This window comes from Microbacterium sp. NPDC089695 (genome assembly GCF_044749085.1).
GTDB lineage: Bacteria > Actinomycetota > Actinomycetes > Actinomycetales > Microbacteriaceae > Microbacterium.
In genome coordinates this window covers 1,728,317-1,747,447 of record NZ_JBIVHG010000001.1, presented here as the reverse complement: position 1 = coordinate 1,747,447, position 19,131 = coordinate 1,728,317, and the positions used below count along the sequence as shown (strand labels likewise).

The 19,131-nt window shown below is 64.1% G+C and carries 23 protein-coding genes; 16 read left to right on the top strand and 7 right to left on the bottom strand.

Annotation, left to right across the window (positions count from 1 at the left end):
• Window positions 1–130 precede the first annotated feature (130 nt).
• Together ACIPYT_RS08485 and ACIPYT_RS08480 are read left to right on the top strand one after the other, a co-directional pair.
• Window positions 131–1,537: a GntP family permease gene (locus ACIPYT_RS08485; RefSeq protein WP_401072547.1), complete on the top strand. Its 1,407-nt coding sequence runs from the start codon at window positions 131–133 to the stop codon at window positions 1,535–1,537.
• Window positions 1,538–1,548: 11 nt separating this feature from the next.
• Window positions 1,549–2,058 (top strand): gluconokinase, encoded by a 510-nt coding sequence (locus ACIPYT_RS08480; protein WP_401072545.1) that lies wholly within the window; start codon window positions 1,549–1,551, stop codon window positions 2,056–2,058.
• On the opposite strand, the gene ACIPYT_RS08475 is transcribed toward ACIPYT_RS08480, so the two are convergent.
• Complete coding sequence (locus ACIPYT_RS08475; protein WP_401072543.1) at window positions 2,052–2,492, bottom strand: hypothetical protein; 441 nt, start codon at window positions 2,490–2,492, stop codon at window positions 2,052–2,054. The two genes, ACIPYT_RS08480 and ACIPYT_RS08475, sit on opposite strands and share 7 nt — an antisense overlap.
• A gap of 302 nt (window positions 2,493–2,794) precedes the next feature.
• On the opposite strand from ACIPYT_RS08475, the gene ACIPYT_RS08470 reads away from it, so the two are divergent.
• Complete coding sequence (locus ACIPYT_RS08470; RefSeq protein WP_401072541.1) at window positions 2,795–3,043, top strand: hypothetical protein; 249 nt, start codon at window positions 2,795–2,797, stop codon at window positions 3,041–3,043.
• Window positions 3,044–3,503: 460 nt separating this feature from the next.
• Here the strand turns inward: ACIPYT_RS08470 and ACIPYT_RS08465 are convergent, their stop codons facing one another.
• From ACIPYT_RS08465 to ACIPYT_RS08450, 4 genes are all read right to left on the bottom strand, one after another.
• On the bottom strand, window positions 3,504–5,855 hold the full coding sequence (locus ACIPYT_RS08465; RefSeq protein ID WP_401072539.1) for a hypothetical protein: 2,352 nt from the start codon (window positions 5,853–5,855) through the stop codon (window positions 3,504–3,506).
• A 345-nt stretch (window positions 5,856–6,200) separates the two neighbouring features.
• Window positions 6,201–7,550, bottom strand: a complete 1,350-nt coding sequence (locus ACIPYT_RS08460) for a hypothetical protein (RefSeq protein ID WP_401072537.1) — start codon at window positions 7,548–7,550, stop codon at window positions 6,201–6,203.
• Between the two features lie 543 nt (window positions 7,551–8,093).
• Window positions 8,094–9,215: a DUF4062 domain-containing protein gene (locus ACIPYT_RS08455; protein WP_401072535.1), complete on the bottom strand. Its 1,122-nt coding sequence runs from the start codon at window positions 9,213–9,215 to the stop codon at window positions 8,094–8,096.
• Window positions 9,216–9,297: 82 nt separating this feature from the next.
• Window positions 9,298–9,495, bottom strand: a complete 198-nt coding sequence (locus ACIPYT_RS08450) for a hypothetical protein (RefSeq protein WP_401072533.1) — start codon at window positions 9,493–9,495, stop codon at window positions 9,298–9,300.
• 170 nt (window positions 9,496–9,665) lie between these two features.
• Here ACIPYT_RS08450 and ACIPYT_RS08445 point away from each other — a divergent pair, with 170 nt between their 5' ends.
• The 4 genes from ACIPYT_RS08445 to ACIPYT_RS08430 all read left to right on the top strand — a co-directional run bounded on the left by ACIPYT_RS08445 (window position 9,666) and on the right by ACIPYT_RS08430 (window position 11,506).
• Window positions 9,666–9,896 carry a hypothetical protein gene (locus ACIPYT_RS08445; protein WP_401072531.1) on the top strand — a complete coding sequence of 77 codons (231 nt, stop codon included), beginning with the start codon at window positions 9,666–9,668 and terminating at the stop codon, window positions 9,894–9,896.
• A 20-nt stretch (window positions 9,897–9,916) separates the two neighbouring features.
• Window positions 9,917–10,504: a hypothetical protein gene (locus ACIPYT_RS08440; RefSeq protein WP_401072529.1), complete on the top strand. Its 588-nt coding sequence runs from the start codon at window positions 9,917–9,919 to the stop codon at window positions 10,502–10,504.
• A 13-nt stretch (window positions 10,505–10,517) separates the two neighbouring features.
• The gene (locus ACIPYT_RS08435; protein WP_401072527.1) at window positions 10,518–11,078 is read left to right on the top strand and encodes a hypothetical protein; all 561 of its coding nucleotides are present in this window, start codon (window positions 10,518–10,520) and stop codon (window positions 11,076–11,078) included.
• Window positions 11,079–11,152: 74 nt separating this feature from the next.
• On the top strand, window positions 11,153–11,506 hold the full coding sequence (locus tag ACIPYT_RS08430; protein WP_401072525.1) for a hypothetical protein: 354 nt from the start codon (window positions 11,153–11,155) through the stop codon (window positions 11,504–11,506).
• A gap of 13 nt (window positions 11,507–11,519) precedes the next feature.
• Here ACIPYT_RS08430 and ACIPYT_RS08425 read toward each other — a convergent pair whose 3' ends face one another.
• Window positions 11,520–11,747 (bottom strand): hypothetical protein, encoded by a 228-nt coding sequence (locus ACIPYT_RS08425; protein WP_401072523.1) that lies wholly within the window; start codon window positions 11,745–11,747, stop codon window positions 11,520–11,522.
• Between the two features lie 121 nt (window positions 11,748–11,868).
• Between ACIPYT_RS08425 and ACIPYT_RS08420 the strand changes: the two genes are divergently transcribed.
• The 9 genes from ACIPYT_RS08420 to ACIPYT_RS08380 all read left to right on the top strand — a co-directional run bounded on the left by ACIPYT_RS08420 (window position 11,869) and on the right by ACIPYT_RS08380 (window position 18,053).
• Window positions 11,869–12,075 (top strand): helix-turn-helix domain-containing protein, encoded by a 207-nt coding sequence (locus tag ACIPYT_RS08420; RefSeq protein WP_401072521.1) that lies wholly within the window; start codon window positions 11,869–11,871, stop codon window positions 12,073–12,075.
• Window positions 12,076–12,131: 56 nt separating this feature from the next.
• On the top strand, window positions 12,132–14,024 hold the full coding sequence (locus tag ACIPYT_RS08415; RefSeq protein WP_401072519.1) for an AAA family ATPase: 1,893 nt from the start codon (window positions 12,132–12,134) through the stop codon (window positions 14,022–14,024).
• Window positions 14,025–14,169: 145 nt separating this feature from the next.
• On the top strand, window positions 14,170–15,063 hold the full coding sequence (locus ACIPYT_RS08410) for a hypothetical protein (RefSeq protein WP_401072517.1): 894 nt from the start codon (window positions 14,170–14,172) through the stop codon (window positions 15,061–15,063).
• Entirely contained in the window at window positions 15,060–15,266 is a 207-nt protein-coding gene (locus tag ACIPYT_RS08405; protein WP_401072515.1) for a hypothetical protein, read from the top strand. Before ACIPYT_RS08410 ends, ACIPYT_RS08405 begins: the two co-directional genes overlap by 4 nt.
• Before the next feature lie 153 nt (window positions 15,267–15,419).
• On the top strand, window positions 15,420–15,572 hold the full coding sequence (locus tag ACIPYT_RS08400; RefSeq protein WP_401072513.1) for a hypothetical protein: 153 nt from the start codon (window positions 15,420–15,422) through the stop codon (window positions 15,570–15,572).
• Entirely contained in the window at window positions 15,569–16,234 is a 666-nt protein-coding gene (locus ACIPYT_RS08395) for a recombinase family protein (protein ID WP_401072510.1), read from the top strand. Before ACIPYT_RS08400 ends, ACIPYT_RS08395 begins: the two co-directional genes overlap by 4 nt.
• Window positions 16,235–16,248: 14 nt before the next feature.
• Entirely contained in the window at window positions 16,249–16,530 is a 282-nt protein-coding gene (locus ACIPYT_RS08390; protein WP_401072508.1) for a hypothetical protein, read from the top strand.
• 5 nt (window positions 16,531–16,535) lie between these two features.
• Entirely contained in the window at window positions 16,536–16,841 is a 306-nt protein-coding gene (locus tag ACIPYT_RS08385; RefSeq protein WP_401072506.1) for a hypothetical protein, read from the top strand.
• Window positions 16,842–16,859: 18 nt separating this feature from the next.
• Complete coding sequence (locus ACIPYT_RS08380) at window positions 16,860–18,053, top strand: tyrosine-type recombinase/integrase (RefSeq protein ID WP_401072504.1); 1,194 nt, start codon at window positions 16,860–16,862, stop codon at window positions 18,051–18,053.
• On the opposite strand, the gene ACIPYT_RS08375 is transcribed toward ACIPYT_RS08380, so the two are convergent.
• Window positions 18,050–19,120 (bottom strand): hypothetical protein, encoded by a 1,071-nt coding sequence (locus ACIPYT_RS08375; RefSeq protein WP_401072502.1) that lies wholly within the window; start codon window positions 19,118–19,120, stop codon window positions 18,050–18,052. The genes ACIPYT_RS08380 and ACIPYT_RS08375 overlap by 4 nt on opposite strands.
• Window positions 19,121–19,131: the final 11 nt, after the last annotated feature.

The following is a 19,131-nucleotide window of genomic DNA, read 5'->3' as shown; positions in this document are numbered from 1 at the left end:
AGTATGCCTGCAGGATGCCCATCACGACGAGTGTGATCATCGGCGGACGCGTATATGTTTTACATGTCGAGTGCGGCGTGCTTATTATGTACGACATAAGGCCGTTCACTCGCCCGGATCAAGGAAGCTCATGGCATCGCTCATCCCGACCACCAGCACGCTCGCGGCAGCCGCCGAGACCGTCGCGCCCGCGCAGCCCGCAGGGCAGCTCATCGCCGCCGCCGTCATCGGCATCGCGATCATCATCGCCCTCATCACCTGGGTGAAACTCCACCCGTACCTGTCACTCACCGTCGGCGCCCTCGCGACCGGCGCGATCGCCGGCATGAACATCGGCGACTCCGTCACGAGCTTCTCGGCCGGCTTCGGCTCGACCATGGGCGGCGTCGGCATCCTGATCGCCCTCGGCGCGATCTACGGCAAGCTCCTGGCGGACTCCGGCGGCGCCGACCGCATCGTCGACACCCTGGTCTCCAAGGCCAGTGCCCGTTCGCTCCCCTGGGTCATGGGTCTCATCGGCGCCGTGATCGGCCTGCCGATGTTCTTCGAGGTCGGGCTCGTGCTGCTCGTCCCCGTGATCATCCTCGTCGCGCGGCGCTCGGGCCAATCGCTGATGCGCATCGCCATCCCGACCCTCGCCGGCCTCTCGGCGATGCACGGCCTCGTTCCCCCGCACCCCGGCCCGCTCGCCGCGATCGACGCGCTCGGCGCCAACCTCGGGCTGACGCTCGCGTTCGGCGTGATCGTCGCGATCCCCGCGGTCATCATCTCCGGACCGCTGTTCGCCCGGTTCGCCGCCCGCTGGGTCGACGTGCCCGTGCCCGAACTGTTCGTCACGGCGGAGGATGCCGGCGACGAGCCGAAGCGCCGCCCCTCGTTCGGCGCGACGCTGTTCAGCATCCTGCTCCCCGTCATCCTCATGCTCGGGAAGGCGATCGCCGACATCGGCGCCGCCGGATCCGACGCCCCGTGGAAGCTCGCCCTCGACTTCCTCGGCACCCCTGTGATCGCGCTGCTGATCGCCGTGATCGCCGGATTCTTCATCCTCGGCCGCGGCGCCGGGTTCGACCGTCAGCGCATCAACGACATCGTCGGCTCGTCTCTCGGGCCGATCGCCGGCATCCTGCTGATCGTCGGCGCTGGTGGCGGGTTCAAGCAGGTGCTCGTCGACACCGGCATCGGCGGCGTGATCGCCGAGTTCGTGTCGGGTTCGTCGGTCTCGGTGCTCATCCTCGCCTGGCTCGTCGCCGTCGTGATCCGCATCGCCACGGGCTCCGCGACCGTCGCGACGATCACCGCCGCCGGCATCCTGCAGCCGCTCACCGAGACGCTCGACTCCCCCATGGTCGCGCTCCTCGTGCTCGCGATCGGCTCGGGTTCGGTCTTCCTGTCGCACGTCAACGACGCCGGGTTCTGGCTCATCAAGGAGTACTTCGGACTCAGCATCCCGCAGACGCTCAAGTCGTGGACCGTGCTCGAATGCCTCATCTCGGTCACCGGTCTCGCCGGAACGCTGCTGCTGAGTCTGGTCGTGTGATCATGATGACCATGCAGCCTCCCGTGCTCGTGTTCATGGGCGTCGCCGGCACCGGCAAGTCGACGGTCGCGGCGATGCTCGCCGGTCGCCTCGGCTGGACGTTCGAAGAGGGCGACGACCTGCACCCGCCGGCGAACGTGGCGAAGATGGCGTCGGGCCACCCGCTCGACGACGACGACCGCTGGCCGTGGCTCGACCGCATCGCCGACTGGATCGACGAGCGGATTGCAGCTGGAGAGCCCGGCATCATCACGTGCTCCGCTCTCAAGCGCAGCTACCGCGACGTGCTGCGCCGCGACGCCGTGACATTCGTGCACTTCGCCGGCGACCGCGAGCTCATCCTCGAGCGGATGATGCGCCGACAGGGGCACTTCATGCCGACAGCGCTGCTCGACTCGCAGTTCGCGACGCTGCAGGCGTTGGATGCCGACGAGAAGGCCATCGAGGTCGCGATCGATGCCACGCCGCAGGAGCAGACCGCCGAGATCGCGACGAGGTTGCGGCTGCACGCCGACTACTGACGCCAGGACTCGAGGTCGGCGCGCTGGCGCACGAGCGCCTCTGACGGCCCGTAGTGGTCGATGAGGATGTCGAGGGCCTTGAGCGTCTGCTCGAGGCCCTCCTTGTCGATGCGACCCGTCAGGCGCAGGATTGTGAAGCCCGTGCCGACGACGATCGTCGCTGCGTCGATCTGCCCTCCCGGTTCGGGGATCCCCGGCCCTGCATCGGTGTCGATCTCCGCCACGATGTCGCCGAATCCGCTCTCGACGATCAGGTCTTCGAGCGTGGTCTTCGGGTGGAGTTCACCGCGGCGTTCCGCCCACTCGTGGAGGATCTCCCACCCCTCGTCGGTGCCGAAGGGCGCGAACTCGTCGGCGGGGTCGTCGTAGATCGGGTCGGTGAAGTGGGCCGCGAAAGTCGGCGCCGCTGCGGGCAGCGCGTTCTCGTCAATCATAGTCTGCTCCGTTGCTGGTGACTCCGGTTCGTGCGGCGTCGGCGCCGGGCCCGCACAACCCCCGAGCAGAGCGACCGACGCGATGATGACGATCAGTCGGCTCTTGCGCACCCTCCGGATGGTGCCAGAACCGTGGCGCGAGCGCCACTTGGGTCTACACCTCCAGGCTGCCTTCGGACCACAGGTTCCCCGACGGGCGGAGCACGTGAGAAAGAGACCGGCAACGCTATGAGTCGACTCGCAGCCGCTCATCGCGAGTGAGGCGACGGCTCCTGGTTCCGCGACAGCGTTAAGGTGCAGGCATGAGTGCGAACAGGCGCAGCAGCGAGTCCTTGGTGACCTTCGACGAAGCGCACCAGCACAGCGAAAGCCAGCAGCGACGCGTCAAGGCGTACCTGAACAAAAGCATCAACGCTGGAAGAGTGGCAGAGGTCGAGCTCGCAGAGATCACTCGGATCAGCGCTGCGTACGCCGCACGCCTCGGAAACCAGCCCGACCCGTGGCAACAGTTCCAAGATCTTCAGTCACGCCTGAGTCGCCTCGCGCTTTAGCACTATGGGACGGATGAAGGGGTTCGGGCTTACGCGGCGTACCTCGCCAATGACGCGCATCCGCGACCCGTAGACGAGGCAGAAAGCGTCTGACATGGCGCTTACACCGCCGCGGGCCGCGCCCACCCGAGGCGGCAAAGTCATAGCGGTGCGGTCGACTTCGACCCTGAGTGGAGGCCGCCAGCGTGCTGGCGGTCGATGATCGATGTGAGAGATCGGTGAACGCGGACCCTCTGGACACGCGAACACCCCTGTGGTGGGGTGTTCGCGGATCTCCGGGAGGCCCTGAGGCTACAGGGGTCATGACGCCCATGTACGCGGCGAATCCTCTCGAGCGACGACGCTATTCCTCCAGGCACCGTCGTCCACGTGAGTAACGGTCTCCTGATCTGCAGCTCTCTCGTCGACCGTTGCGACGCCCGGTGTGGAGTCAGCGCCCTCCCCAATGCCGGGGTGCCAGCTATTTCGAGGCGTCCGTCGGCAGCGGATCCAGATACTTCGTCGCTTCGTCCATCTCAGCGCTCCGCGGCAAGGTTTCTCCGTCATAGACGACGTCGACGAGGCGTTTGGTGTGCTCATCGAAAATGAAGGCTGCACCCCTGGGGATCCTCGTCTGGTACTTCTTGTCCCGGAGATAAGTGGCCGCCTCTGCCCTGCACTCCTCCGCCGCTTGGCGACGAGGACGCGTCACCCACACCAGCGCCCATGACTCCGCGAGTGTGTTGCCTGCATCCGCGAAGCGACTGCGCCCCTGCCCGTCGCCGCGTCGTTTAGCGAACAGCATCCGAGGGATCCGCGCAAACTCATTCTGCGTGTCCATGTCGCCTGCCAGGAGTGTGGCGCCGATACTCAACCAGCCAAAGTCTTTCCGTGAGGCGAGTTCTGCGGTGAGCTTGTCCATGGGGCGGGCGGTGCGGTGGGGCTTGGGGGCTTTCGGCGCCGCGGGGTCGATCTGCGACTGGTGCCATGCGTCAAGCGGCTTGGTCCTTGGGTGGATGATGGCAGGTTGCTGCTGTTCGCGAAGACGCAGGTCGCGAGCGTCGTCGGCCGATGCGTAAGAGAGTTCGGCGGCCATCACCTTCGGGTCTGGCGCGACGTAGAGGCCTGCATCGAGGTAAAAGAGGAACAGGTCCAGCTCATCCACGGCGCGATAGAACGCCGGCATCTCCGGGTCACGACGCCGGCGAAGGTACAGGAGAAGATCGGCGGGACGGTCGATGAGTTGCGCGATGATCTGCAGGTCGTGAATCGAGACCACCCACGGCACCTCATCAGCTCGAAGCAGGCCTGCCTCCACCAGTGCCGTAGTTCCGGTCGCGACCGCGGTGAGGTCTTCCAGGCTCAGGGCGACAGTGTGAATCTCTCGCACATGCGACAGGTCCACCCATCCGCCGGCCTTCAACCGCACCCCGCCGTCTTCGACGATTCGTCGACGGAGCCTGTTCGCCTGGTTCGCCGCCGTCGTGACGATGTCCGCCAGGTTCCGCCGGAGCTTGCTGGTGATGCCCGCCCGCGCGTCCGGCGTAATCGCTACCGCCTTCGCCTCGACGATGATGGCGACGTCGTCGATGACGAACAGCATGTCACCTTCGACCTTCTTCGTGTACTTCTCGGGAGGTAGGAGCTCCTCCGCGTCATTCACCGGGACGAAGTAGTCGAATGCGAAGTAGGTGGTCATCCCGGGCAGCATACGCTCAAAGGCCTCCTTTCCGATCTCCTCTAGAACTGTTCCGCGCCGCTTCTGGTACGGCTCCCACACAGTCTTGGTGGCCCTCATCGTCTGTTCGAGGTTCTCTCGCACAGCAGGCTGCACGAGCGCCTCGTGGACGAGGGTGTAGCGACCTTCGGCCGTCCGAAGCACGGGGTGGGTTCGCAGAGGATTATCTCCGGAAGCGAACGCGTCCAAGATCTCCCTGCTCACTCGCGTGCCGGACGAGACGCTGAAGTGGTCAAGGACCCTTTTCACGACTCTCTCTCCGCACTGCACCAGAGCATCGACGTCCGCCGTCGAGAACGCGACGACGTCGGCGGTCGGTTGAAAGAACTGGTTGAACGCGACTTTCTCCTCCAGCGTCAGCCCGTACAGTTCCATCCCGGCCAATAACTCCGGGCGCGCCTTCAACGTGTCGGTGTACACGCCCAGACGTGCGGTCACGGCGTCAGACTGCAGCCGATGGAGCGCGCTGAGGACGCGCGTCGCTTCATCTGCATCGAACCCGATGGAGCTCCGAAGGTGAGCGGCGGTCTCCGCGTGGTCAAACAGGCGGCGGTGTGTTCGCGACACCATGTCCGGGTAGGACGAGTTTCGAACCCACACTTCCCTCCCCCGGGCCGTGGCGGCAACGCGCTCCACGGGGTTATCCTCTGCCTTCACAGCGAGGAGCGCCTGCGACAGCTGTAGAAGCGTGCCAGCGGAGTCGACCCATTCGTTAGCTTCCATGAAGAGACCGTTGAATGCTTCTTTCCGGGATGAGCCATTCTCAGTGGTCGTGCTCGCGACGAGAGCGAACAATGCCAAGAGCTCGATCTTTGGTGGCCCTCCATCTGTGTTGGGCTTCTCGAAAGTCCCGAACTGCCAGGGTAGGCACACCACTCTCGCGAGCTCTACCACCCGCTCCGGACGGTGATGCGCCAGCTGCGCGACGAGTATCGCGAGCTGTTCGTCGATTCGGGCGTTGAGCATGCCGACGGGATCATCTGACTGATGAACGTCGGCAATCATGCGTTCCAGATGCGTGTCGAGGGCGCTCTCCTCCTCGGCGACGTACGCTGCGGTGAAGTTTTGCCGTTGACGGCGAGAGCCACGAGCCATGTACCCACTGAACCATCTCCGTCAACAGAACCGCTCAACATGTCGATGCGACCTCCGATTTCCTCACCGCAGGAGCACGCCACGCAAGGGCGGCGCTTACAGGCTGGCTTCGGTGCCCAAGTCGCTGGCGAATACACTCACGCACAGACGGCGGCCCCCAGTCCCGGGTTTGATGGGCTGTCTCCCCCGCGCGAGAGCAGCCGAACGGGGCGGCCGCAAATCTGCGCGGGGGAGAACTCGACCGCGTCTCGGCCTTCGGTTGCGTCAGCACGATGGCGGGAAGGCAGACCGACAATTGAGGTCGGGCGATACTTCAGTGCTCCTGCGACGAGTCCTGGAGCGCCACTACGACACTGGTTCGTACTCGAATCCGAGCGGGTCCCCTGCCAGTCGCGCCTCAAGTGTGCTCGCCTTGCAGCCTAGGCGTCCCGCGATCCAGTAGCGGAGAACGAGAGCGTTCTCGCGGTAGGCGTTCGCGAGGGTGAGCATGTCGGGTGTGGGCTGATCCGCGTGCTTCACGCCCATGTAGCTGCGCCTCGACCGGGACTTCCACACCTCGACGTCAGCGACCGGCACGAAGGACAGCTCGCTGACGACGCGGTCCATTGCGTCGTTGTACGAGATCTGCCCGCGCGTGTTCAACCCCGAGGGCACTGCCTCGCTGGCGAGCTGATACCCGAGCGCCTCGACCGCGATCCCAGTCTGCAACACGGCGGCTTCTACGAACATCCCGTGCTGCCCGATGACGCTGGCCAGGGGGAGCATGGCGCGTTCATACTTCACACGTAGCCGCAGCCATCGCGCGACGCCAGCGGCACCGATGTCGTCGTAGCGGAACAAGAACCGCGGATCAGTCTTCCAAGGCGTGTGCTTGCGCAGCCTGTGGGTGATGAGCTCTGACCAACGGATCTCTTCGCTCGCGCCCACAGCTTCGCGCCGGCGCGGGTGCACAGGTTCCATTTTCCCTACTTCGATGCGAGAGAAACCGAGCTGCCGCCACGCGGACAGCGAGATGAGGTCCTGGACTGCACGGTGCGGCGCGAGGTGCGCCTCCCAGTCGTCGCCTCGGCGGGTTTCGGTCACCAGCTGCACGACATCATGCGTGGCATGCGTATCTGACTCGGGGGCAGACGTCCTCCACGTGGGCGCGAGAGTGAAGTTCTTCGTTCGAGACAAGCGTGTCGTCGCTGGTGAGCTCATCTCAACGGTCAAGATGCGGGTTCGCTGTTTCGCGTCAAAGGTCACTTTTGAGGATCTGCTGCTGATCCCCGTCCACGCGTTCAGCGCGGGCATCTCCGCCCTAATGCCGTTGATCTGGTCGAGGTTCCGGTCGTGTTGCCCGACTGCGGCGTACTCGGCGGATACACGGCCGAATCCGGCGCCGTTCGAGCTCGAAGATGATGCGCCCGCCCAGCAGCCGACGAGAACGACGGGGCCCAGGTGGTCGTAGAAGAGCAGGTTCTTTGGGGGTGAGTACCGGTACTTCGTCTTATCTGGATCGTCCCCGTAGTGCGTTCCGTTGCTGAACCAGCGCGCGTAGGGGTCGTCCGGCCCAAACATCCCTTTGGTGGGGATCGTGAGGTGAATCGCGTCCTCAGTCAGCTCGAGCATCACTGCTACTTCGGGAGTCTGCGGGTCTCCGTCAATCATCCAACCGATACGCGGCTTGCCCTGCTCGAGAGTGTTCCTGCTCATGATCCCCATGATGGCGCATGAACACTCAGCGCACGCGACCGGTGTCAGGTCTAATCCGTCGCGAACTAGGCCAGCATGCGCGCATCCCGCTGCGTCTCGATTTCATCGACGCCGCTATGCACGGATCGAGGACGAAGTCGGTCACGGCGAGAGCGAAGATTTACTCACGTGGAGTGCGGGACTTCGCAACTTGAGAACGAAGAAGGGCCATCGGATATCCGATGGCCCTTCTGCTGTCGTGTTCTAGATGCGAGAACATGTGAGCTGTAGATCCGAGAACACCCGGTGGTGGCGAGTGAGGGATTCGAACCCCCGAATGCAGTGCAGTCTGATTTACAGCTGTTCGGTAACGCCCCTTCCCAGCAAGCCGGTGCCGACCAGGGATGACCACTGACGTACGTTCTCGCCCGCCCTCACAGGGCTGAGTGGGCGAGAACGCACCCCATCGGAGAGCGCTGGTCAAGCGTGGTCGGAGGGGTTTCGGAGGGGTTCCCGGCACTCGAACCCCAGCCGTCGAGGCGCACAGAAGCCGTGAGGTCAAACCTAGGCAACAGGAGCTTCCTCGATGGCCGGATCTTCGCTCTCTTCCTCACGACGTTTTGCCCGCAGCTTCACCACGTACTCGTCGCCAGCGGGTGTGAGCTTCCAGTAAATCGACTTGTCGGAAGGAGTTCGCTTCTTGTCGCCAACGGCAATCACGCCCAAGGCGCGCAGCTGCACGATGATTGCGCCCCACGAGTTGTCAGTGATGCTTGCCGTATCGTTGCTTCGCAGTTTCGGCCAGTCGTCGAGTCGTTGCGTGTCGTTGAACATGTGCGAGTCCCAACGTTCCCGGAGACTTGGCTCAGGTGCTTCTTCAATCATGAACGGGCCAAGAACCTCAATGACCTCGTCCCACTCGTACGTAAGTTCGGCAGTCATATCGATGCTGCGCCCGCGACTGCTTTCCCAACCATCGAGGTGGAACTCGAAAGTAACCTGATCTGCTCCGTGTTCGTACTCGAGATTCAGCTCAGTGGGCTTCGCGCGTGCGGCGGCCTCGTCCTCGGCCTTCTCTCTCTTGGCGTCCGCGAGAGCCGCCTTCAACTCGGCAATCTGAGTCCGAACCTCTGGGGTCATCGCCTGGTCGCCACGGACCCATCCGGGCTGGGGATTGCGCTTGATCGCTCGGTTCAAGCCTCGCGAAACTACTGATCCGAGTTCTGTCGGAGAGGCGTACCTTTTCACCATCCGAGTCATGACCTTTGCGCGGAACGCATCGAGCTTCTCGCGGGCCTCCTTGCCCAACTCGGACTTGCCCGCTGGAATGTCGTCAGGATTCCCGTGGACGAATCCAAGTACCGGTATGTCGGATGCCACCGCGTAGTCGTACTCCATCTCGGTGTAGCTAACACCCTCGGCGGAGACCGAACCGTATCGACCTCCAACGATGACGATGTAGTAGTCGCACTCGTCGATGACTTCTTTGATCAGCGTCCACTGGTCCTCATCGGCGGCCGGAAACATCTCCATTCCAGCAGGTAAGCAGTCCATCTCAAGCAACGCCTGCATCACCTCTTGGCGCTCTGCGACCAGATCGGTGTACGTCGAGCTCACGAATACTTGAAATTTGCGTTCCACATGACTGACTGTATCGGGGCGCTGCGGCAGCGCCAGCCTGCCCACGTAGAACGCCCCGACCGTCCCGGCGTACCGGAGTCGGGGCGTTCTTCACACCCTGACCATTCTCCTGGGTGCGGTGGCGGGTCTACGCGAGCCGCTCGCCGTATTCCTCTGGGTCGGTGCCGTTCGGCAGGCTGTCCGCGATCCCTGCGGAGCGCATGAGCCGCGCTCGCTCGGCCACACTCAGCGCTCGCGGCTGGCCGGCGGGTGTCCGGTACTGCGGGCCGCGTTCGCCCTGATACTCGCTGCGGTCCTGGAATGTCTGGTCGTAGTTCGGGGTCATGATTCCTCCTGGTCGGGTGTCGGTTCGCGTCCTTTCTACTACATCCGCGATCCTGCACGCGTATCTCAACGTTCCAACTTTGCCCAGGTCAGACGATGAATCGCGTTTGCTTTCTGCCGACAACCCACGCGAGAGTTAACCACGGGGAAATGCCCCGACGAGGAGACGACATGACCAACCCCAGCCACCGCCCGAAGGTGCTGCCTGAAGACGTCGTGCGAGTGGAAACCAGCGTGCCCGTCGCTACCGGCGAGGCCATTGACCTGCTCGCAAAGATCAGCCGCACGAACAAGCGCACGGTGCTGCGCGGCCTGATTCACGCGGGTCTCGAGCCGTACCGGCTGATCTCGCTCGAGATCGCCGCTGCACTACCCACGACCACCTACAAGAAGGAGAACTGACGATGCCTATCAAGCGGACCTTGACCAAGCACGAGCTGGAAGCTCACCGGCGCAAGGGGAACCGATCGGTGAATGCCTTCACCACGTTCACGTTCCTCACGCCGGAGGAGCGCGAGGTGCTCCAGACCTCGCTGGACAGCAACGAGACCACCGAGGAGTTCGTTCAGCGCTTCGGCTCAGACGTAGCGGAGGCGGACCGTGAGGTGCTCACAAGCGAGTTCGACCTCGCACGCAACCGGCGCATCTCGGCAGCGCGGCGTCGCGACCAGGAGGCCCGTTGGCGCGAAGAGGACGAGGCGACGCCGGTGCGTGAGAAGCAGCCGGTGTCATCGACGAACCCGTTCGGCGCATACCTCGACCCACGCCACGACGACCTCCCGGAGTACCCCGCGATGGGACACACACAGATCGCCCGGCTCGAAGAGGCCGAACAGGACTACACCCAGGCCGCGCAACTTCTGGACGAGGCACTCGAAGCCATGACCGACGACTTCGCTGCCGCCTTCGCCAAGGAGGACGAGCGCCGCGCCGTCAAAGAGCGGATGAAGAACACCGCGAACCCCCAGATCTTGCAGGATCACCGCAAGCGGATGAACCGGATCGGCTGAGAGGAGCTACCCCATGACCACCATCAAGAAGGTCAGCACCAGCGCAGACCCCGACGACTACCGCGACGGCCAGAGCCGCGCGGCGACCGTGTCGCGCTCCGGAGACGAAGGCACCTACTTCGATGCCCGCGTTCCGGCACGGTCTATCGACAGTCTGCGCAAGCAGGTACGTCAGCGCCGATACGGCGGCAGCACCGAGGAGGCAGAGGCGATCCGCAAGACCGACGAGGAGCTCTTCGACAAGGTACGAGTCGCAGAGCGGCACACCATCGCTCGCGCCGACGCGATGCTGGAGCACAACAAGGGGCGCACCGGGCAGGCGCTGGCCTACCTCGACAAGATCGAGGAACTACGCGACCGCCTGCAGGCAGGCGAGGACACCAGCGTCGTCGTCAAGGAGTTCAACAAACTCGATAACCACATCCGCGCCCGCGAGATCAAGGTGCTTCGCGGCATGGCGAGCGAGGCCCACACCGTCCGCGCCGCACTGGCGGACCCCGTCGAGCATGCCCAGCACCTGTACTCGCTGATGCCGCTCGCGTTCGGCCGCGCCGCCGGACTCGTCGGCTACTGAAGCAGACAGCGGCCCGCCAGCCGAAGCCGAGCGAGCCGCTGTTCCCCAACCCGATGAAGGAGATGATCGCAATCATGAACACGAAGCAAGACGATCGGGAGAAACCCTACTCTCGCGCCAGCGCCCCGCGCTCGGTGCCGGGGTTCCCGGGGCTGCGCGCCGATGCGAGCGGTTGGATCTACACGAAGCGCGACGGCCAGCGACTGAGACCGCGGATCGTGGGCGGGGTGCTCTGTGTGGACATATCCACCCCGACCCAGCGCAACAAGCCCTGGATACCCGTGGCGATCCTGGTCGCCCGCGCGTTCGTCGCGCGACCTCGACCGTTCTACCGGCATCGTCAGGTGATACACCTCGACGGCGATATTCGAAATTGCCGCTCTGCCAACCTTGCATGGATGCGAGCGAAGCGAACTCACGCCCGCTGACGAGCGTGACCACTCACGTAGAAAACAAATGTCGAACCTTTGCTTTCGGGCATGCCGCATCGGCCTGGCCAGGCCTGACCAGCGGCGTCCGCAGCAGATCAAGTAGGCTTGACAGCGAGCCGGAGATCCGGCTCGGCGATATACGAAACGCACGGCTCCATACGTAACCGAAGCTGACGAGCAACACCAAATGCAGCACCACTACGACATATCCAGGCTCGACTAATTCGAGGCTGCTCACGCTGAATCCTCCGGAGTACAGGCGTACGGGCGAGTGGAGAACCACCTTCAATCTGAGGGTGGCGACTCCCACCGTGCGCCTTTTCTGCATTTAAGCGCAGCTCTCTCCAAGGAGACCTGCAATGTCGATCATCAACCCCGAGCACCCTGCCTCGTCGCGGCTGCTTGACACCGCCGAAGTCGCGGACATCCTGCACATCAGCGAACGTCAGGTCGCACGACTCCGACAGAGCGGGAAGCTCAAATGCGTCCGCATCACGGGCGCTGCGGCGCGTCACACGCCTGCCCAGGTTGAGGCATTCATCGCTGCGCATTCGAACGACGCCTGACCCGACCTCTCCCGAGCGTCCATCAAGGCTCAGCGCTCCGCATCGAAGGAATCACTGTGAACACCGAAGTACCGCCGCTGCTCCAGAAGTGGCTCGACAAACTGCAGGAGGTCTCCTATCAAGGGGACCTGCAGTACAAGGCCCGATGCCCGAGCCACGACGACGACCATGCTTCGCTGTCTGTGGCGTGGGGCGACAAGGGCAAAGTCGTCGCGACCTGCCATGCAAACTGTACCTTCGCCGAGATCGTCGCCGCGCTTGGTTTCACGAAGCGTGAACTTGACCCGAAGCGCGAGGTCGTTGCGAGGTACGTCTACGAGGACGAGGACGGTCGCAGGCAGAATCGGGTCAACCGTACCGATCCCAAGGGCTTCTTCCAGGAGCATTGGGATGGTGCGCGGTGGGTAATGGGACTTGGTGACGCCGACCCCATTCCGTACCGACTGCCAGCGGTTGCCGAGCTGGTCGCGCACGGTACCGAAGTCGATGACATTTGGATCGTCGAGGGAGAAAAGGACGTCGAGGCGCTGGAACTCGCCTACGAGGCCGTGGCCACGTGCAACAGCGGTGGAGCTGGGAAGTGGACTGACGCCCACTCTGCGCACCTTCGCGGCTTCAAGGGCAGTCTCGTCATCGTCGTGGACAACGACGATAAGGCCTCAAAGCCTGGCCAGAAGCACGCGCTGGAGGTCTACGAGTCCGTTGTTCGAGTAACGGGACTCGAACCCGAGCTTGTCTATCCGGTCGAGGGTAAGGACGCTGCGGATGTCGTCGGCAAGTATGCCCCCGATGACGGTTTCGAGATCGTCACACCCGAGATGCTGCGCGCCGAGATCGCAGAGGCTGCTGCCACGGAGCCTGATGCTGAGACTGAAAGAGAAAGCCGCATCGCAGAAGCTGCCGAGAGCATGCGCGTGCAGCGCGAGGCTCGTGCGCTGCTCGCCGCCGAGGTCGCCAAGGCCACCTTCTCCGGGTTCGCTTCTGTATCGCTGCGCGAGGCGCTCGCGAAACCGCGTGAGGTCAAGCCGGCCATCGTCCGTGGCTTGCAGATGCAGGGCCACAAGGCGACTCTGACCGCCCAGTTCAAGGCCGGGAAGACGACCCTGGCGGGCAACCTCGTGCGGTCGCTCGCGGACGGCGAGCCGTTCCTCGATCGGTTCGAGGTGTTCGAACTCCCCGGCAACATCGGCATCTTCGACTACGAGCTGACCGAAGATGACGCCCTGGATATGTACGGCGCTCTCGGCCTGCGCAGTACGAAGCGGGTGTTCCTGGAATCCCTCCGCGGTGAGGGTCTCTCGCTCGCGAACGAGTTCCACCGAGAGCAGGCCGTGCGCTGGCTCACAGCCCACGACATCGTCTACTGGGTGCTCGACCCCTTCGGGCGAGCGCTGCGCGGCTTCGGCTCGGAGAACGCGAACGACGACGTGCGGGTGTTCCTCGACACCATCGACGAGATTGTGGAGCGCGCTGGCATCCTCGGCACGCTTATGCCCGTTCACACCGGCCGGATGCAGCACGAAGTCGGCGCTGAGCATGGCCGTGGAGCCACGGTGGTGGATGACGACGCCGACGCTCGCTGGCTCCTGACCCGCGACAACACGGGGCGACGGTACTTCCGCGCGGAGGGTCGCAACGGCGTCGGCGCAGACGAGGTCTCGCTTGAGTTCGATGTTGCCAGTAGTCGCCTCTCAACCGGCACCATCACCCGCGCCCAGAGCAAAGGTGAGCGGCTCCTCCCCTTGGTCGAGGACTACCTGGTCCAGGACCCCGGTGCGGGGCTGCGCACAATCCGCGAGGAAGTCGACGGCGGCAACACGCAGATTGATGCCGCGATCAAATTGGGTATCGCGAACGGCACCATCCGCGTCGAGAAGCAGGGGCAGAAGTCGTGCCACTTCTATGTGCCCCGCCCACTTCTCACGCTGACGAAAGAGGGCGAGAAGTGAGAAGCGCGCCCACCGCGCCTGACCGCGCCCACACCGCGCCCGGGCTCGGCTACCGATTGACCGCGCCCGCGCCTCTTATAGGCGGGCGCGGTATCGGTTCGCACGAGATCCCTGAAAAGAAGACAGAACAGAAAGGTTGCAGACCATGAGGAAGAAGAACGAGGACAACATGCCCGAGGACAAAGGTTCCAAGAAGCCTGCCTCAAGCCAAGCAGCACGGAAGGCTTCGGAACCCCTAGGTGATGCAGACCTGAAGGTGACTTCGATTCAGGACATGTACCTGTCACCCAAGCGCCAGTGCACGGCGATGAGCAAGCACACCGGCCAGCAGTGCGGACGGTATGCGATGAAGGGTCTACGTGTCTGCGTGATGCACGGCGGGGCGACGCGCCAGGCCAAGGCGAAGGCTGCCGAGCGCATTCAGCAAGCGTCCGGGTATGCGGCCGATCTGCTGGTCGAGATGATGGCGAATCCTGACATCGATGTGAAGACTCGAACGCAGATTGCACAAGACCTGCTCAACCGTGCGGGTGTGTCCGAGAGGACCGTCTTGCAGATCGGCGTAGAGCAGCCGAAGTCGTTCTTGGACTTCGTTGGGGATGCCCTCGTGGATGTTGCGGATGACGACGACTCCAACATCGTGGACGCGGTGGTGATCGAAGACGACGACGCACCGCTGATGCCGCGAAACTCTGACGCCACATACGAGGGCAATCGCCACGACCGAGCGCTGGACGCACAGGTAGAGCGCGCCCGCAGCCGCGACCCCAAGCGTGCCCTGAGTCAGGTGGAACGCGCCCGTATGGAAGCTGCGGAGCGAGAGGTCTTGAGCGGCGCTCCCGCGAATTCGAGGTCGCGTCGCGCGGGCGGTCGGAGCGACGACGACGCAGCGATGGCCGAGCAGCAGGACCGCGAGGACAACGAACTGCGTCGGGTGAGGCGCGCCGAGCGCGAGCGCAACGCTGACCGGGCCGGAGATCGCCACCCCCGCAACGCCGAGGCGACCATGACTCAGCCGAACCGACGGAAGCGGCGATGAGCGCCGACAAGCTCGACCGGGTTCGCCGTCGCTGGCAGCTCGGCATCAGCATTGAACGGCTCCTGATCATCGCAGACGACCCCGATCTCTGGCTTGAAGCCGAGATATACGCCCGGCGTCTGTTCGATCTGGTCATGGCTCGTCGCGAAGATGCCCCGGCGCCACACGAGGATGGCGCTCCTGGGCCAAACGACACCGGCTGAGGCACCGGGTGCGGGCTGACCCCGCCGACCACGCATATGGCCACCTAGCCACGAGGCCGGAAACCCCCTCTGACCGGCCACGTTTGCCATAAGGGGACCCTTCAGGCATTCTTCTCTCGTCAACATAGGTTGACGCCACACCAAGGAGAGGTCATGTTCGATCAGAACCCCGAGTTCGATGCACTGCTCAAGCAGATGTCGGAACTCATCTACATGCCCCTGGACGCGCGAGAACAGTTCGACGCCATGCTCCGCGAGAACTTCACCGGCCAGATCAACGACGACTTCGAGGAGACCGACCGATGACGACCATGATCGGCTACCTGCGCGTGAGCACCGAGGAGCAGGCTGCGTCCGGCCTCGGCCTGAAGGCGCAGCGCGACACGATCCAGCGCTACGCCGTCAGTCACGGCTGGGACATCGCCTGGTACGTGGACGAGGGCAAGTCCGCGAAGAACATGGACCGGCCGGAGCTTCAGTCAGCACTCGCCCGTCTGCACCCGAAGAAGCGCGATGTCGCGGGCCTGGTCGTCGCCAAGCTCGACCGCCTGAGCCGTTCCGTGCCCGACTTCGCGGGCGTGCTGGAGCTTGCCCGAGCACGCCGCTGGTCCCTCGTCGCCATCGACCTGGGCGTCGACACATCAACCCCGACCGGCGAGCTCATCGCCAACGTCATGATGTCCGTCGCTCAGTGGGAACGCCGCATCATCGGCGAACGAACCTCGGCCGCGATGCAGGCGGCGGCTCGACAGGGCAAGCACATGGGCCGTCTCTCTGCCCTGCCCACTGCCACGGGTGACCGGTTGCTCGCGCTCAAGCGCTCCGGTCTGACGCTGGCCGGCACTGCCGATGCGTTGAACGCCGAAGGCCTCACGACCGCGACCGGCGAGGCCTGGACCGTCAACACCGTCGCGAAGGTGCACAAGCGCCTCACCACCAAGGACACCACAGCGGCACCCGCCGCCTGAACAAGGAGCACCACATGACCCAGCACTACACACCCGGCGCGACCGTCGCCGTTGCTGACCTCGAAGTCGGCGACCTGATCTTCGCCCGCCACAACCTCCAAACCAAGGAGCCGAGCCACCCTGTCGAGGTCGTCCGGCTGCAACCTTCCGTCGCCACGTTCTCGCCGCCGATGGTCCGCGTCGTCGTCCGTAACCTGCTCGGTGCGACCCTACCCGCGCGGGCAATCGGGCGCTCGGGCTACCTGGCCCTGGGCAAGACGTTCCTCCGCGCCGTGCCCGAGGCTCCAGAGGAGTGATCCCCGTGCACCGCCCGTTTCCCACACGGAAGACGCTCGGCACGCGCTACAACCTCAAGCCGGACACTCGGCCGGTCGAGGCCCAGCGGCTGCAGCCCGGCGACGTCGTCGTGTTGGAGCCTGAGTGCCCGACAGTTGTCACGCGAATGCTGCGCGCTCACGGCGGGGTCCACGTCTGGGGGCGCTACATCTGGGAACCTCCCCACGCCCCGCACTGGCCCCTCGGCGACTTCGGCGCTCAGGAGCGCGTCGCCCGTGCCCTCCCCGGCGAGTACCGCACACCACCCCGCCCCACCGACACCAACCCCTGATCGCCCTCACCAAGGAGCATGAACATGGCACACGTTCGAGAAGTACCCCGTTCAGGCGGCATCGCTTTCGAAGCGCGTTGGAAGGACGCCAACGGCAAGTTCCGTCAGCGCACCTTCCCGAACAAGCGCGAGGCGGAACGCTTCGCCCTGCGGATCGAGAACGAACTTGCAGACGGACAGAGCACCGACGCCCTCGTCAAGAATGCAAGGCGCTTTCGCGAGGTTGCACGAGCGAGTTTGGACGCGAGCACTCGCCTAAAGCCGAAGACGCGGCGAGGCTACGAGGACGCGTACAAACTGCACATCTATCCGACCTTCGGCGACCGGCGGATCAACACCATCACATCGCTGGACGTGGAATCTTGGATGGCCGACCTGGAGTTGAAGATCGGCAAGCGCAAGCAGCCGTTGTCCGCCAGCACGCGGCGCGGTATCGTCATCGCACTCTCGAAGGTCTTCCGCTACGCCGTAAAGCACCGACTGATTTCCACGAACCCCTGCGCCGTCATCGACAAGCCGCAGGTGGTCCGCGAGGAACCGGTGTTTCTGACGCCGGGGCAGGTGGGAGCGATCGCAGAGTGGTTGGACGACGTCGCACCGTACGGACTCGTCGTGCGCTTCGCCGCGTACACTGGCGTGCGACCCGGCGAGCTGGAGGCTCTGCGCATTCGCGACATCAACTTCCTGCGCCGCCACGTTGAAGTTCGCCGCCAGGCGCAGCGCACACCGGGCGTCGGTTGGGAGTACCTCACGCCCAAGTCGGCCAAGTCCGTCCGTGACGTGCCGCTCGCGCCCAGCCTTCTCGCGGCGCTCGGCGAGCACATCGCCCGGCACCCTCACCGGGCCGACCCCGACGCGCTCCTATGGCCAGGGAGGCGCAAGGGCGGCGCTCCCGGTAGCCGCGCGCCGCTGAGCTACGACGTACCCTTCCGCCACGAGTCTGTGCACCGCAGCTACGTGCTGCCAGCGATGGAGGCTGTCGGCATCGAGCCAGTGGTCTGGTACGCCTTTCGCCACTTCTACGCGAGCGCGTGCGCAGCCGCCGGATACAACATTCACGACGTGGCGAAGTGGATGGGGCACTCAAACATTAACGTGACCTACAGCACCTACATGCACCTCTTCGCCGGAACGCATGACATGGCCGGACTCGATGCCCTCAGCGCCGCGGCCACGCCGATTCAGCCGCTCCCCCGCATCGGGATGAGCTAGTCGCGGTCATCGACCGATCGCCCAGAAGCTTCCTCTTCACGCTTGGCGATCTCGAGAAAGCGAGTATCTACGGAAACCTCTCCATCGAGGACCCAACGACCACGTCGAACGGGCGTTCCTGAGACCGTCAAGAGAAGCCGCCGTTGATGTGCGAAGATTGCCCAGTCGTACTCGGGCGCAGTCAATGGAACCTTGATCTTCTTCAGACCGCCGTTGACTTCGGCTTCCAGCAAGATCGAGCGTTCCTCTTGTCCCCCGCCCAACTCCTCGCGGCTGAGATCAGTGACTCGACCGGTGAGCGTCTGTTGTTCCGGAACGTCCACTTTCTTCAATCGATCCCGTACTACCTGTAGACGGTCGAGCTCGCTGGCGCGAATCGTCACTTCGTCGGTAATCGGAGGTGCGGGTGGACCCGCGGTGGCCCACTGGAATGACAGGTCAACCGAATGCAGCCCGTCTACATCACTTACTTCTAGAAGCGACTGCACAAGTTCGTAGCTCATTCCATCCACGCGAGCGGACTCGAAGTCCTCGTATTCAGCGACGTCTTCGCCGTCCGCGAGATGACGCTTCGTCGCCGCCAGACCTGAAGCGAGCGTCTCCATCACTCGACGAGAGAAAGGCTTGAGGCCCGGCTCAGATGCTTCCCTCGTAACGATGTCTAGCGCCTGGGGTCCAGCATGTGCTTGCGGATCGTCGACACGAGCAGCCACAGTGATGATGAAGGAGCCGCGCTTCGTGTGGCCGAAGCGCAGATCATCCTCAAGGAACTCGTTGACGGCGGCGGGACGGCGTCCCGTGTGTGAATGCTCGGGGTTCGCCGCTGTGGTCGCTGCTGCTCGAACCATCTTCTGAATCGAACCGAGGAGGGCAGTCGCTTGCTTGAAGGGGATCGTGCCGTCCATGGTTGTCTGGTCGAGCCGAACGAAGAAAATATCGGTGCTGACTGATGCGATATCTTGCGCTAGATCGGAAATGCTGAGTTGATACGCGCGGCGCAGGTCATCGAGAGCAGAACGGAACCGCCTGTGAAAGTCAACGTACGTGGTCGCGAGCGGAAGAAGCACGTTGCGTATGG

Bases quoted from the DNA above. Each gene is read 5' to 3' on its own strand.
- ACIPYT_RS08470 (WP_401072541.1), top strand. From the start codon at position 2,795: ATGAGTGCGAACAGGCGCAGCAGCGAGTCCTTGGTGACCTTCGACGAA.
- ACIPYT_RS08435 (WP_401072527.1), top strand. From the start codon at position 10,518: ATGACCACCATCAAGAAGGTCAGCACCAGCGCAGACCCCGACGACTAC.
- ACIPYT_RS08485 (WP_401072547.1), top strand. From the start codon at position 131: ATGGCATCGCTCATCCCGACCACCAGCACGCTCGCGGCAGCCGCCGAG.
- ACIPYT_RS08420 (WP_401072521.1), top strand. From the start codon at position 11,869: ATGTCGATCATCAACCCCGAGCACCCTGCCTCGTCGCGGCTGCTTGAC.
- ACIPYT_RS08475 (WP_401072543.1), bottom strand. From the start codon at position 2,492: ATGATTGACGAGAACGCGCTGCCCGCAGCGGCGCCGACTTTCGCGGCC.
- ACIPYT_RS08430 (WP_401072525.1), top strand. From the start codon at position 11,153: ATGAACACGAAGCAAGACGATCGGGAGAAACCCTACTCTCGCGCCAGC.
- ACIPYT_RS08465 (WP_401072539.1), bottom strand. From the start codon at position 5,855: ATGGCTCGTGGCTCTCGCCGTCAACGGCAAAACTTCACCGCAGCGTAC.
- ACIPYT_RS08460 (WP_401072537.1), bottom strand. From the start codon at position 7,550: ATGAGCAGGAACACTCTCGAGCAGGGCAAGCCGCGTATCGGTTGGATG.
- ACIPYT_RS08410 (WP_401072517.1), top strand. From the start codon at position 14,170: ATGAGGAAGAAGAACGAGGACAACATGCCCGAGGACAAAGGTTCCAAG.
- ACIPYT_RS08380 (WP_401072504.1), top strand. From the start codon at position 16,860: ATGAACATGGCACACGTTCGAGAAGTACCCCGTTCAGGCGGCATCGCT.
- ACIPYT_RS08405 (WP_401072515.1), top strand. From the start codon at position 15,060: ATGAGCGCCGACAAGCTCGACCGGGTTCGCCGTCGCTGGCAGCTCGGC.
- ACIPYT_RS08390 (WP_401072508.1), top strand. From the start codon at position 16,249: ATGACCCAGCACTACACACCCGGCGCGACCGTCGCCGTTGCTGACCTC.
- ACIPYT_RS08480 (WP_401072545.1), top strand. From the start codon at position 1,549: ATGCAGCCTCCCGTGCTCGTGTTCATGGGCGTCGCCGGCACCGGCAAG.
- ACIPYT_RS08400 (WP_401072513.1), top strand. From the start codon at position 15,420: ATGTTCGATCAGAACCCCGAGTTCGATGCACTGCTCAAGCAGATGTCG.
- ACIPYT_RS08445 (WP_401072531.1), top strand. From the start codon at position 9,666: ATGACCAACCCCAGCCACCGCCCGAAGGTGCTGCCTGAAGACGTCGTG.
- ACIPYT_RS08450 (WP_401072533.1), bottom strand. From the start codon at position 9,495: ATGACCCCGAACTACGACCAGACATTCCAGGACCGCAGCGAGTATCAG.
- ACIPYT_RS08395 (WP_401072510.1), top strand. From the start codon at position 15,569: ATGACGACCATGATCGGCTACCTGCGCGTGAGCACCGAGGAGCAGGCT.